Below are 11850 nucleotides of genomic sequence, written 5' to 3'. Positions count from 1 at the left end.
TGAATTACATGGTATTAGTGCGTCGACCTGAATTCAGCTGAGCTGCAACATAAGTTTCTATCTTAGAAACTAACGTAGCATCATCCTGTGATAACTGAATGCCGATACCAGGCGTGCGACCACCCTGAGCAGCACGAGGCGTTACCCAGATAACCTTACCGGTGACCGGGATTTTGTCATCTTCTTCGATCAGACTCAGAAGCATAAAAACTTCTTCACCAAGCTGGTAAGTGCGGGTAGTAGGAATGAATAGTCCGCCATTTTTAACATACGGCATGTATGATTTATAGAGATCTTCCTTGGTCTCAATTGCCAGGGACAGAATCCCGTGACTCATGCGTGGCACAACTGACATAGGCTGTAGAGCCTCCCTTGTACTAATTTCATCCAGATTAAGACTGGTTATATATTACTATCGCTTTGTGCTGCTGTATATCCTGTTCGACCGCTTAGTTATCCTTTAGGTAAGGAATACCATTCGCCCAATACCTTTTCCATTAATAACTGCTTATTAGGGTTACGGCGGAACATCAGGTCCCTGCGCGCTTCCTGCACCAGGTCTGCGTAGGCATAAAGTTTTCGACTACTCACTTTACGTGCCAGAGCCAGCAGCATGTTGCGGGCATCATTGTGACGCAAGACCTCGGGATCCGCTTCACTTTCCGATGATCGGGCGATGTCGACCATCCAGCTGTATATCCAGCCCAGAATAAGCTCCAGATCTTCTTTAAACAGTTGCTGAGCAACTTCAACTGAGCTACTTCTGTTTTTAAGAATGTCCGCCAGTCCTTTTAATACTTTGGCTCGCAGACCAAGCAGGTCGTCCTGTTTATAAGCCAGAGCCTGCAACGGAGAATTATGTGTGATAACCAGTAGTTGAGCCGCTTCTTCCGGCTCTACCTCTAACTGAGTGGCGACCCACTTAGTCGCGATAACGGCGTCAGCTGGCGGCATATCCACTCGCTGACAACGACTCTTAATGGTTGGCAACATCTGACCCAGACGATGACTCAACAGCATCAGCAATGTATTTTCACCTGGTTCTTCAAGCATTTTAAGTAATGCGTTCGCCGCATTAATATTCATACTATCGGCTGGATCGATAATCACGACCCGATAACCACCCTGCTGAGCGGTCGAATAAATAAACTCTGTTAATTCACGAATCTGATCAATTTTTATTGGTTTGCCAGGCTCATCAGGATGCAGCTGGTATAGATCTGGATGATTTCCACTTGCTGTGAGCTCGCAACTACGGCACTTACCGCAGGCACTGCTGTCCTGAGGGTTTCGACAGAGGACATAATTAGCAAGTGCCAGCGAAAAGCAGGCCTTGCCAATACCCTCAGGACCATTGATCAAAAGCGCATGGGGAAAGCGATTCCGTGATTTAAGGTCCAGCAGATGCTCCCAACGGTCTTTTAACCAGGGCAAAACGAGTGGTCGGTTCAACCAGAGATCCTCACTCACAGGCAGCTCCCTGCTTTTGCAGATAACACTCAAGCACTTCGGAGATCTGCTGTTGTACCTGCTCTAGCGTGCCAGAGGCATCAATCACAGCAAACCGCTGTGGATCGGCATTGGCCCGATCCAGATATGCCTCTCTTACCCGCTCAAAGAAACCCAGGCGCTCATTCTCAAAACGGTCCAGCTCACCCCGCTCACGCGCTCGGGCTAAGCCGATTTCTACAGGCAGATCCAGCAAGATAGTTAAGTCAGGCTGCAAGCCCCGTTGAACCACTGCCTCCAATTGAGCGATCATATCCTTACTAAGCCCACGCCCCCCTCCCTGATAAGCAAAAGTGGCATCGGTAAAACGATCACATAAGACCCAGCTGCCTGTTTCCAGCGTTGGCCGTATCACCCGCTCAAGATGCTGGGCGCGGGCGGCAAAAACGAGCAACAATTCTGCATCATCAGCTACCTGCTCGCTTCTGTTAGCCAGCAACAGCTCCCGAACCTCTTCAGCCATAGGCGTTCCACCTGGCTCACGAGTCAGCTTATAGTTAATTTGATGCTGCTGTAATACTGACTCAATAAACCGCAGATTGGTTGACTTACCAACGCCTTCGGTACCTTCCAGTGTGATAAAACGTCCAGAACTCATCGTATTAAACTCGCCGTATTCAAGCCTATATTCTTAATCGGAGCACTACTGGTCAGGACTGGAACGGTAACCGTTCCGACGTCTCAACTGATATTCTTTAACCGCTCTATTATGCTGCTGAAGCGTGGCCGAAAACTGATGACTGCCATCGCCCTTAGCAACAAAGTAAAGCCACCTACCCTCTACCGGATGCAGTGCTGCCTTTATCGCCTCTCGACCAACCAACGCTATAGGCGTAGGAGGCAAGCCCGAAATTGTATAAGTATTGTAAGCAGTCGGCCGTCGCAAATCAGCGCGGCGAATATTACCCTTATAGCGATCCCCCATACCATAGATCACTGTTGGATCGGTCTGCAACCGCATCCCTTTGTTCAGTCGACGGACAAATACACCGGCAATCGTCGGCCGCTCTGTACTTAGCCCGGTCTCCTTTTCAACGATTGATGCCATGATCAACGCTTCATATGAATCTTTATAAGGCAACTTTTCTGCTTTGCTCGCCCAGGCATCATCCAGCTCTGACTGTAACAGAGAATGAGCTCGTCGTAGCAGATCCACATCAGTTCCGTCGCGCTGAAATTGATAAGTGTCTGCCAGGAACATCCCTTCAGGATGTTTTCCTTTAAGCCCAATAAGCGCCATCACTTGCTCATCAGTTTTATCATCCAGAGTGTGTTTTAGTTGAGAGTTAGCTTTTAGAGAGCTTCGTAATTGCTTGAAAGTAGAGCCTTCAATAATAGTGAACTTATAAGTCAAACTCTTGCCTTCAATTAACTGAGCAACCAGAGATCTCGGCGTTGCCCCCTGAAGGATTTCATATTCACCCGCCTTAAGCAGATGGCCCACTTTCTTTAATCGAATAAAAAATGAGAACCAGTCTGGCTTTTCCAACACTCCTTCTGCTGCCAAACGATTCGCAATTCGACCAAAACTGCTACCGGATTCAACCATTACAATATGCGATTGATCTATTTTCAGTGGAGTATCCAAATATGACTCTAATGAACGCCATCCACCGTAAGCAACCGCGATAACAACAACCAACGTGATAACAAAAGAGACTACAACTTTACGCACTAATATATTCCTTCAGCAGCCAGCATGGACTGCAACTTACGTGTCATCGAACCGATAGACCAACTAAGTCTGTTGTTTTCATGCATAACGGCACTCACAACGGGCCAGACGCCAATAACACTATTGCAGACAATAACCTCATCAGCAGAAACAAGACAATCAGGCTTATAACGACCGATACTTAACTTAATCCCCTGCTCTTCCGCAATAGCAATAATACGCTGCCGGACAATGCCATTAACACCACACCGATCCAGTTCTGGCGTATACAACGTGCCGTTTTTGCACCAAAAAAGATTACTCATGGTCCCTTCAGCAAGAAAACCCTCTGCATCCAGGACTACGCCTTCGCGAAAGTCAGAAGACTGCCACTCAGCGCGCGCGAGCACCTGCTCAAGACGATTCAGGTGTTTGATACCAGCCAACTGAGGAGCAATAGCCAACCGGGTAGCACACAGCCTCAGGCTAATCCCTTTTTCAGAAGGCTTATCAGGATAATCAGGAAAAGGATTTAACTGCACTATTCTGTTAATAGAGACTGAATCATCAACAGAATACCCGCGACCGCCACAACCCCGGGTTATCGTAATTTTCAGTACGGAGCGATCCAGAATGACAGATTGTAAGCGCAAGAGCTCGGTCAGATCCTGCTCAAGCAATTGATCGATATCAGCAGACAAAGAGATAGCGAGACGTTCAGCATCTGTTCTAAGGCGCGCAAGATGGGCTTGCCATGCAACTGGGGTACTTTGATTCAGCGCTATAGTTTCAAATAAACCATGACCATACGCCAGCCCCCGATCCGTTACCGGTACCGACTGTTCAGACTGACCATTAATCAGAACGCTGTATGTCATATAGAAAGGACGGGCGCGAAGAACGCGCCCGTATACTCAAAGCTTGCGGAATACCAGGGTACCGTTAGTACCACCGAATCCGAAAGAGTTAGACACAGCAGCTTCGATAGCCGCCTCTTGAGCGGTGTGCGCAACGTAGTTGAGATCACAGCCTTCTGAGGGGTTGTCCAGGTTGATCGTTGGCGGAGCCACCTGATCCCGGATTGCCAATACAGAAAAGATCGCTTCAACCGCACCGGCAGCCCCTAAAAGGTGACCGATCATCGACTTAGTTGAGCTCATCCGGACATCTGCTGCAGCATTACCCAATACTCGTTTAGCCGCATTCGATTCAGCAATATCACCCGCTGGCGTTGAGGTGCCATGGGCATTGATATAATTAACCTGATCCGGATTCAATCCAGCATCTTTAACCGCATTAGCCATCGACATAGCTGCACCAGCGCCATCGGCAGGCGGTGAAGTCATGTGAAAAGCATCATCACTCATACCAAAGCCAACCAGCTCAGCATAGATGGTAGCGCCACGAGCTTTTGCTGCTTCATACTCTTCAAGCACCATTACTCCGGCACCATCACCCAGTACAAAGCCGTCGCGGTCACGATCCCAGGGACGACTAGCGGCCTGAGGATCATCATTACGCGTAGACAGTGCACGTGCGGCAGAAAAGCCACCCACACCCAGCGGCGTAGTTGCCATCTCAGCGCCACCGGCAATCATCACATCCGCATCACTGTTCTGGATCATCCGGGCAGCAAAGCCAATATTATGAGTACCGGTAGTACAAGCAGTGGTAATGGCGATATTAGGGCCTTTAAAGCCATACCTGATCGCCAGATTACCGGAAATCATGTTAATAATACTGCCGGGTACAAAGAACGGAGATACTCTGCGCGGGCCGCTTTTGTTCAGCGTGTCATGGGTTGCCTCAATCATAGGCAAACCGCCGATACCTGAACCAATGGCAACCCCGATTCGGGGTGCATTTTCTTCAGTCACTTCCAGCCCGGCATCTTCAACTGCTTGAATAGCAGCGACCATACCGTACTGAATAAATAGATCCATTTTCCGTGCATCTTTAGGGCTCATATAAGCGCTAAGATCGTACTCTTTAACAGAGGCGGAAAAGCGGGTGCCAAACGGTGTGGCGTCAAAGTGGGTGATTTCTGCTGCACCACTTTTACCGTTTAGAATATTGGTCCATGTCTCCTGGACAGTGTTACCTACCGGGGTCAGCATCCCCATTCCAGTAACAACGACTCTTCTGCGAGACATCAAATTCCTCCTGGTTTACCGGTCTTAATAAAAGAAAAGCCGCACTATATTACTATAGTTGCGGCTTCTCGGTATTCTGGTTGTGTCGATTACTGATGTGCGTTGATGTAATCGATTGCCAGCTTAACTGTGGTGATTTTCTCTGCTTCTTCATCAGGAATTTCAGTTTCGAATTCCTCTTCCAGAGCCATAACCAGCTCAACAGTATCCAGAGAGTCTGCACCCAGGTCTTCAACAAAAGAAGCTTCGATGGTTACTTCTTCTTCTTTAACACCCAGCTGTTCTGCAATGATTTTCTTTACGCGATCTTCGATGTTGCTCATAACTCTTCCTATTTTTTATCGACATCCACATCCTAAGATGTGAACAGGGATTTTATTAGAATCCGCCGCTCCGAATCAAGCCTGACGGCGACATTTCTCCAGTGAGCTGCGGCTCATTATCAACATTTTTGCAAAAAAAACAATTCCCTAGGGGAATTCTTTACGACATATACATGCCACCATTGACATGAATCGTGTCTCCGGTGACATATCCACCGGCTTCACTTGCCAAAAAACCAACAACTGCAGCAATCTCTTCCGGCTGACCTAAGCGGCCCAACGGAATCTGTTTCTGCAATACTTCCTTGTGTTCTTCTGCCAACCCGCTGGTCATATCAGTATCAATAAACCCCGGCGCGACACAATTAACCGTGATATTTCGTGAAGCAACTTCACGCGCCAGTGCCCGACTAAATCCTTCCATACCCGATTTAGCAGCAGCGTAGTTTGCCTGACCCGCATTACCCATTGAAGCAACAACTGATGAAACATTGATGATGCGACCCCAACGAGCTTTTGTCATGCCGCGCAGACAACCTTTCGCCATACGATAAACCGACTTAAGATTGGTATTCATGACAGAATCCCATTCATCTTCTTTCATGCGCAACATGATATTATCGCGGGTGATACCTGCATTATTGACGATGATAGCAACCGCACCAAACTGCTCCTGAACAGATTTCAATACACTATCAACAGACTCATTAGAGCCTACATCCAGACAGAAACCAGCGCCTTTTACGTCAGCGTTTTTCAGGTACTCTGTAATTGAAGCGGCACCGTTATCACTCGTTGCAGTTCCAACTACAATCGCACCCTGTCGCCCCAACTCCAGCGCAATCGCCTTACCGATACCTCGAGTTGCTCCTGTAACCAGCGCAACCTTGCCTTCAATACTCATAATTCCAGTTTCCTTAATATCAGAGATTAAACGCCCTGCGCTTTTTCAAGACCTGCTACATCGTTAATTGCAGCAACAACTAAAGGACGGTGAACCTTCTTATTCAAGCCAGACAGCACCTTACCAGGGCCACATTCAGCAGTCGCTTCGACCCCTTGCTCTATCATATTTTGCACTGAGTCCGTCCACAGAACCGGACTATAGAGCTGCGCCAGAAGGTTATTAATCAACTCATCCACTGAAGCGGGCACTTTAGCAGTAAAGTTTTGAATGACTGTAACATCTGGCATCGTTACTTCAATGTTTTTTAGCTCTATTGCCATTTGCTCTGCAGCCGGCTTCATTAACACGCAATGAGAAGGCACACTGACCGGCAAAGGGATAGCCCTTTTCGCGCCCGCTGCCTTACAGCCTTCAATAGCACGCTCAACGGCCGCTTTATTACCTGCTATGACAACCTGCCCCGGACAATTAAAATTAACCGGAGAAACGACTTCATCACCTGCTGCTGCATCACACGCCGCCTGAATCGCATCATCTGCCAATCCCAGGATAGCGGCCATAGCGCCCGTGCCTGCAGGCACAGCCTGCTGCATAAACTCACCACGTAGCTTTACCAGATTAACAGCGTCTTTAAAGTCGATAGCACCGGCACACACCAGCGCAGTATATTCACCCAGACTGTGACCGGCCATCATAACAGGCTGCTTGCCACCCTTCTCCTGCCACATGCGCCATAAAGCGACACCGGATGTCAGGAGCGCAGGCTGCGTGCGATCAGTTTGATTCAGATCCGCTTCCGGACCGTTCTGGGTCAGATCCCAAAGATCGTAACCCAGCACCTCAGAAGCCTCAGCAAAGGTCTTCTCAATAATAGGATTTTCGGCCGCTATCTCAGCCAACATTCCAAGATGCTGAGAGCCCTGACCAGGAAAAACAAACGCGAGGGGTTGTGACATTGTTACCTCAATTTACAGATAAGCGCATAACAATTTAAAGATGGTAGTTTACAGGAATAAACATGAAATAAAACGTTTGTCTTATGCTGGTAATCCTATAATAAATAACAGCATTAAGAATCAAATAGCCTGTGACTCTAAACGCCTGTTAATACTGCCCGGCACATCCATCTGTACCTCAGCGACAGCCTGATCAATCGCGTACCCAAAACAGGTACGATCAGCCGATCCATGACTTTTAACAACAATTCCCTGAAGACCTAACAAGCTCGCACCATTACGCCGAGCCGGGTCGATATGCATACGCACTTCATCAAGCACAGGCTTCGCCAGCCAGGCGATAAATCTACGCACTGGCGAGTCCGAAAAACTGGTTCTCAGCTGACGCCCAATAAGACGCGCGACGCCTTCACTACTCTTCAGCGCTATATTACCAACGAAGCCATCACACACAACGACATCAGCCTTGCCGGTGAAAATGTCATCACCTTCAATAAAACCGATATAGTTCAGATCTCCATGCTCACGAATAAGACGAGAGGCAAGCTTGACCTGCTCATTACCCTTTATCTCCTCTTCACCAACATTCAGCAGCCCTATACGAGGCTCAATTATCCCTTCAACCGCAGTTGTCATCACCGAGCCCATTATTGCAAACTGCAACAGATGCTCCGCACTACAATCAACATTTGCCCCAAGATCCAGCATATAACTGGCACCATCAACTGACGGAATAGCGGTAATAATAGCCGGCCGATCTATACCCGGAAGCATTTTTAAGGTAAATCGCCCCAAAGCCATGAGCGCTCCGGTGTTACCTGCACTGACACAGGCCTGAGCAGCTCCGTCAGCAACCTGACTGATTGCGCGAAACATTGACGTATCACTTCGCTTACGAAGGGCGCGTGAAGGCCGTTCATCATTCGCTATTACATTAGCTGCATCAACAACGGTAATTCGAGAAACACAGGATTGCGCAGAGCTATTTTTCAACGCATCCGCTAATAAAGGGGTGATAACATGCTGCTGACCAACTAATTGCAGGGTCAGGTGAGAGTGACGCTTTAACGCGTCTACTGAGGCGGGAATAACAACGCGGGGACCAAAGTCCCCGCCCATCGCGTCAACCGCGATACAAATGCTGTCTGACAAGCTTACTCGTCGTCTTGCTGTGCAACAACCTGCTTACCACGGTAGAAACCATCCGCACTTACGTGGTGACGAAGGTGAGTTTCACCAGTAGTTGATTCTACGGAAAGAGTTGGGTTGCTCAGTGCATCGTGAGAACGACGCTGACCGCGACGTGAACGAGTTACTTTGCTCTTTTGTACTGCCATGGGTATATAGCTCCTATTTCACTTATCAGCCTTCAGTGAGGCTAATACACTGAAAGGGTTCGGTTTATCAAAATCAGTTTCTGTGTCAGCCGTAGCCTCGTCACCGAAAGAAGTCTGAACACTGCAGTCATCGTGGTATGGCACAATCGGAAGCGACAAAATCAACTCCTCTTCTACCATTGGCAACAACTCCAGGTCGTCCTCTACAATCAAAGGATCATAGTATTTGGGCAACTTCTTTGCATGCTCCTCAGTGGGAGCAACAGCCAAATTGAACTTCGCTTCGACTTCAATCTCAACTGGCTCAAGACATCGCTGACAAGTCATACTAACCTTGCCTTGAGCACTGCCTTTAATTGTACGAATACGCAGCTCATCGTTATCAAACTGCAGATCAACAGAAATGACTGCCTGAGAATCGGTCAGCATTGTGACCAGATTCGGCAACAGACTCACGTCTGCCTGACCTTCAATCCGTACTCCCCGCTCAGCAAGCTTACGCGGGTCAATTTTCTTTGGTAATGGGGTGTTCGACATAAGCGCGCAATTCTAGGGATCAATAACCTGTCTGTCAAAGGAAATAAGGCTTTTAAAGCGAAAAAAACAGGCTAATATCTGCAGCTTAGTACAACCGATACTGTTTTGGAGATTTTCAAGCATGACACAGCTGATCCTGGCTTCCAGCTCCCCCTTTAGAAAAGAGATTTTGAATAAGTTAAACCTGACGTATAAAGCAATTTCGCCCGATGTAGATGAAACGCCGTTAGACACAGAAATACCTATCGATTATGTTGCCCGGTTATCTCAGGCCAAAGCTAAAGCCCTCCAGGCAGATCACCCCACAGCCCTGATCATTGGCTCAGATCAGACGGCGGTTATAAATGGTGAGATTATTGGAAAGCCGGGAGATTATAACAATGCTTTTAAACAGCTATCTGATGCATCCGGTCAGAAAATAACTTTTTATACCGGCCTGACTCTGCTTAACGCAAGCACCGGCATGCTTGACACCGACGTAATTCCTTTCCATGTTCATTTCCGCATCCTGACTCCGTCAATGATTGAACACTATCTCAAAGCAGAGCAACCCTATAACTGTGCCGGCAGCTTTAAGTCAGAAGGTCTTGGCATTGCCCTGTTTGAAAAACTTGAAGGCGATGACCCCAATTCATTAATAGGCCTGCCGCTAATCAGACTTATTAGGATGCTGGAAGAGCAAGGAATCAACGTTATATAACTCCTTAGGTATTAATATTTAATACTCCAATCATTTCCATTCACGAAAAGAATTAATAACAGCAGAATCAACTCCATCGAATTAGCACGACTGGAGTTGAACATGAAAGATAACGATCTGACCCGCCTGGAAAAACAAGTAACCGCCCAACTACAAGAGGGTGATATTTTATTTATCTCTATTGATGCGTTTCTATATAAACAGGTTGCGCGGGGTACTGGCAGCTGGAGCTCACACGTTGGATTTGCAATAAAAGAAGACAACCAGTGGCTGGTGATTGAAAGCAAAGTACCTGTTGTTAGCAAAACGCCTCTGCGAAAATTTCTTAGTCGTACCTGTAATGGCGAAGTCTCTGTCCGTCGACTCAAAGCTCCCCTTACAACCGCCGAGATAACCCAGCTAAAACAATCCGCCGATAAATTAGCCGACTCTTTAAGCAGCAAGCTTTATCACCTTGGCTTTGACTTCAACTCCAAGCGTCAGTTTTGCTCAAAATTCGTCCACTTAGTCTATCAGGACGCTCTGGGCATTAAATTAGGCAAAGTAGAAACGCTCAGACAACTTCTGAATGACAATCCACAAGCATCCGTTCGCTTCTGGCGCTGCTGGTTTTTCGGCTTTATACCCTGGAAACGCCAAACACTGACCCCCGCAAGCCAACTTAAAGATCCGCAATTAGATACCATTTTTTGCACGGTTTAACCTATACCCAGATAGCTTATTCTTAGAAGGACCTACGCAATGAAGCCAAATGATCTCAATCAGCTCGAAGTACAGGTTAGCGCTCAGCTACAAGAGGGTGACCTTATATTCACCGCAATAGATTTGCTGGTATGCCGGCAAGTGGCCAGAGAAACCGGCAGCTGGAGTTCGCATGTCGGTTTTGTATTAAAAGAAAATGATCAATGGATTGTTGTAGAAAGCAAGGTCCCATTCGTTTGCAAAACACCCTTAAGAAGATTTCTGCAGCGCACCCGAAACAGCCAGGTAATGGTGCGTCGCCTGAGACAAACAGTAACCTCAGAGCAGATCAATACTATTAAACAGCTCACGGAGCGCCAAATCGGCAGACTATATCACCCAGGTTTCAAGTTAGATTCTGAACGACAGTTTTGCTCCAAGCTCGTTTACTCTATCTATAAAGAAGCCATCGGCATTCAGCTTGGAAAAATATTAACGATTGAGCAGCTATTAAATGAAAACCCTCAAGCCTCTTCAGCTTTATGGCGCTTCTGGTATTTTGGCACCATCCCCTGGCAACGCCAGACATTAACGCCTGCAAGCCAGCTTAAGGATCAGCAACTGCAAACGGTTTTCAGTACAGTTTGATCACCTGAGATAACAATCTGAACGAGAATCATGTTCAAGGCTGTTTTTCAAATACTTTAACGCCGTCGGGTATGTCATACCAGTCCTGCTTTTCACTGACCCAGAGATGGGCCGTGGGATTGATAATACTGGTATCAGAGAGATTAGAGGGTTTGAGTTTTATAACATCCGGCTCAGCAGGATTGAAGTGATAGATGCGATTTCCGCAGCTAGGGCAAAATCTGGCGGCACTGATATTGCCACTATCTGCAGGTCGGATCCACTCTAACATCTCTCCTTCAAATATTATCCCGGACGCCTTCACCATCGCTGTGATACTAAACGCACTGGTGGAGAGCTTCTGGCACTCTTTACAGTGACATGCGACCACCATCTGCGGAGCTTCAAGCAAGCGGTATTTAACTCCACCACACTGGCAGCTGCCTTCAATTGGATAACTCATAGC

General features: G+C 47.5%; 16 protein-coding genes. 3 read left to right on the top strand and 13 right to left on the bottom strand.

Annotation, left to right across the window (positions count from 1 at the left end; genetic code table 11):
- Positions 1 to 4: 4 nt before the first annotated feature.
- From AMJAP_RS08445 to AMJAP_RS08390, 12 genes are all read right to left on the bottom strand, one after another.
- On the bottom strand, positions 5 to 355 hold the full coding sequence (locus tag AMJAP_RS08445) for a PilZ domain-containing protein (protein ID WP_019621828.1): 351 nt from the start codon (positions 353 to 355) through the stop codon (positions 5 to 7).
- A gap of 98 nt (positions 356 to 453) precedes the next feature.
- Positions 454 to 1470, bottom strand: coding sequence for a DNA polymerase III subunit delta' (locus AMJAP_RS08440; RefSeq protein ID WP_019621827.1), 1017 nt, complete (start codon positions 1468 to 1470; stop codon positions 454 to 456).
- Positions 1463 to 2107, bottom strand: a complete 645-nt coding sequence (gene tmk / locus AMJAP_RS08435) for a dTMP kinase (RefSeq protein WP_019621826.1) — start codon at positions 2105 to 2107, stop codon at positions 1463 to 1465. Before tmk ends, AMJAP_RS08440 begins: the two co-directional genes overlap by 8 nt.
- Positions 2108 to 2152: 45 nt before the next feature.
- On the bottom strand, positions 2153 to 3184 hold the full coding sequence (mltG, locus tag AMJAP_RS08430) for an endolytic transglycosylase MltG (protein WP_019621825.1): 1032 nt from the start codon (positions 3182 to 3184) through the stop codon (positions 2153 to 2155).
- Complete coding sequence (pabC, locus tag AMJAP_RS08425; protein WP_019621824.1) at positions 3184 to 4041, bottom strand: aminodeoxychorismate lyase; 858 nt, start codon at positions 4039 to 4041, stop codon at positions 3184 to 3186. The genes mltG and pabC overlap by 1 nt, the downstream gene beginning before the upstream one ends.
- Before the next feature lie 36 nt (positions 4042 to 4077).
- Positions 4078 to 5316: a beta-ketoacyl-ACP synthase II gene (gene fabF / locus AMJAP_RS08420; protein ID WP_026340126.1), complete on the bottom strand. Its 1239-nt coding sequence runs from the start codon at positions 5314 to 5316 to the stop codon at positions 4078 to 4080.
- 89 nt (positions 5317 to 5405) lie between these two features.
- Positions 5406 to 5639: an acyl carrier protein gene (acpP, locus tag AMJAP_RS08415; RefSeq protein WP_019621822.1), complete on the bottom strand. Its 234-nt coding sequence runs from the start codon at positions 5637 to 5639 to the stop codon at positions 5406 to 5408.
- A 160-nt stretch (positions 5640 to 5799) separates the two neighbouring features.
- Positions 5800 to 6543: a 3-oxoacyl-ACP reductase FabG gene (gene fabG, locus AMJAP_RS08410; protein WP_019621821.1), complete on the bottom strand. Its 744-nt coding sequence runs from the start codon at positions 6541 to 6543 to the stop codon at positions 5800 to 5802.
- A gap of 26 nt (positions 6544 to 6569) precedes the next feature.
- Complete coding sequence (gene fabD, locus AMJAP_RS08405) at positions 6570 to 7502, bottom strand: ACP S-malonyltransferase (protein ID WP_019621820.1); 933 nt, start codon at positions 7500 to 7502, stop codon at positions 6570 to 6572.
- 120 nt (positions 7503 to 7622) lie between these two features.
- Positions 7623 to 8654, bottom strand: coding sequence for a phosphate acyltransferase PlsX (gene plsX, locus AMJAP_RS08400; protein WP_026340125.1), 1032 nt, complete (start codon positions 8652 to 8654; stop codon positions 7623 to 7625).
- Between the two features lie 2 nt (positions 8655 to 8656).
- The gene (gene rpmF, locus AMJAP_RS08395; protein WP_019621818.1) at positions 8657 to 8839 is read right to left on the bottom strand and encodes a 50S ribosomal protein L32; all 183 of its coding nucleotides are present in this window, start codon (positions 8837 to 8839) and stop codon (positions 8657 to 8659) included.
- Between the two features lie 18 nt (positions 8840 to 8857).
- Positions 8858 to 9376 carry a YceD family protein gene (locus tag AMJAP_RS08390; protein ID WP_019621817.1) on the bottom strand — a complete coding sequence of 173 codons (519 nt, stop codon included), beginning with the start codon at positions 9374 to 9376 and terminating at the stop codon, positions 8858 to 8860.
- Between the two features lie 121 nt (positions 9377 to 9497).
- Between AMJAP_RS08390 and AMJAP_RS08385 the strand changes: the two genes are divergently transcribed.
- The 3 genes from AMJAP_RS08385 to AMJAP_RS08375 all read left to right on the top strand — a co-directional run bounded on the left by AMJAP_RS08385 (position 9498) and on the right by AMJAP_RS08375 (position 11405).
- A complete protein-coding gene (locus AMJAP_RS08385) occupies positions 9498 to 10076 on the top strand; it encodes a Maf family protein (RefSeq protein ID WP_019621815.1) in 579 nt (192 codons plus the stop codon).
- Positions 10077 to 10178: 102 nt separating this feature from the next.
- Positions 10179 to 10778, top strand: coding sequence for a YiiX/YebB-like N1pC/P60 family cysteine hydrolase (locus AMJAP_RS08380; RefSeq protein ID WP_019621814.1), 600 nt, complete (start codon positions 10179 to 10181; stop codon positions 10776 to 10778).
- Positions 10779 to 10817: 39 nt separating this feature from the next.
- The gene (locus tag AMJAP_RS08375) at positions 10818 to 11405 is read left to right on the top strand and encodes a YiiX/YebB-like N1pC/P60 family cysteine hydrolase (RefSeq protein WP_019621813.1); all 588 of its coding nucleotides are present in this window, start codon (positions 10818 to 10820) and stop codon (positions 11403 to 11405) included.
- Positions 11406 to 11439: 34 nt separating this feature from the next.
- Here AMJAP_RS08375 and AMJAP_RS08370 read toward each other — a convergent pair whose 3' ends face one another.
- Complete coding sequence (locus AMJAP_RS08370) at positions 11440 to 11847, bottom strand: GFA family protein (protein WP_019621812.1); 408 nt, start codon at positions 11845 to 11847, stop codon at positions 11440 to 11442.
- Positions 11848 to 11850 lie beyond the last annotated feature (3 nt).

It is taken from the genome of Amphritea japonica ATCC BAA-1530 (assembly GCF_016592435.1).
Lineage (GTDB): Bacteria > Pseudomonadota > Gammaproteobacteria > Pseudomonadales > Balneatricaceae > Amphritea > Amphritea japonica.
This window is presented reverse-complemented; position numbering and strand designations above follow the sequence as displayed.

Excerpts from the sequence above, each read along its gene's own strand:
- AMJAP_RS08445 (WP_019621828.1), bottom strand. The coding sequence starts at position 355 with ATGTCAGTTGTGCCACGCATGAGTCACGGGATTCTGTCCCTGGCAATT.
- tmk (WP_019621826.1), bottom strand. The coding sequence starts at position 2,107 with ATGAGTTCTGGACGTTTTATCACACTGGAAGGTACCGAAGGCGTTGGT.
- pabC (WP_019621824.1), bottom strand. The coding sequence starts at position 4,041 with ATGACATACAGCGTTCTGATTAATGGTCAGTCTGAACAGTCGGTACCG.
- fabF (WP_026340126.1), bottom strand. The coding sequence starts at position 5,316 with ATGTCTCGCAGAAGAGTCGTTGTTACTGGAATGGGGATGCTGACCCCG.
- acpP (WP_019621822.1), bottom strand. The coding sequence starts at position 5,639 with ATGAGCAACATCGAAGATCGCGTAAAGAAAATCATTGCAGAACAGCTG.
- fabG (WP_019621821.1), bottom strand. The coding sequence starts at position 6,543 with ATGAGTATTGAAGGCAAGGTTGCGCTGGTTACAGGAGCAACTCGAGGT.
- fabD (WP_019621820.1), bottom strand. The coding sequence starts at position 7,502 with ATGTCACAACCCCTCGCGTTTGTTTTTCCTGGTCAGGGCTCTCAGCAT.
- rpmF (WP_019621818.1), bottom strand. The coding sequence starts at position 8,839 with ATGGCAGTACAAAAGAGCAAAGTAACTCGTTCACGTCGCGGTCAGCGT.
- AMJAP_RS08390 (WP_019621817.1), bottom strand. The coding sequence starts at position 9,376 with ATGTCGAACACCCCATTACCAAAGAAAATTGACCCGCGTAAGCTTGCT.
- AMJAP_RS08385 (WP_019621815.1), top strand. The coding sequence starts at position 9,498 with ATGACACAGCTGATCCTGGCTTCCAGCTCCCCCTTTAGAAAAGAGATT.
- AMJAP_RS08380 (WP_019621814.1), top strand. The coding sequence starts at position 10,179 with ATGAAAGATAACGATCTGACCCGCCTGGAAAAACAAGTAACCGCCCAA.
- AMJAP_RS08375 (WP_019621813.1), top strand. The coding sequence starts at position 10,818 with ATGAAGCCAAATGATCTCAATCAGCTCGAAGTACAGGTTAGCGCTCAG.
- AMJAP_RS08370 (WP_019621812.1), bottom strand. The coding sequence starts at position 11,847 with ATGAGTTATCCAATTGAAGGCAGCTGCCAGTGTGGTGGAGTTAAATAC.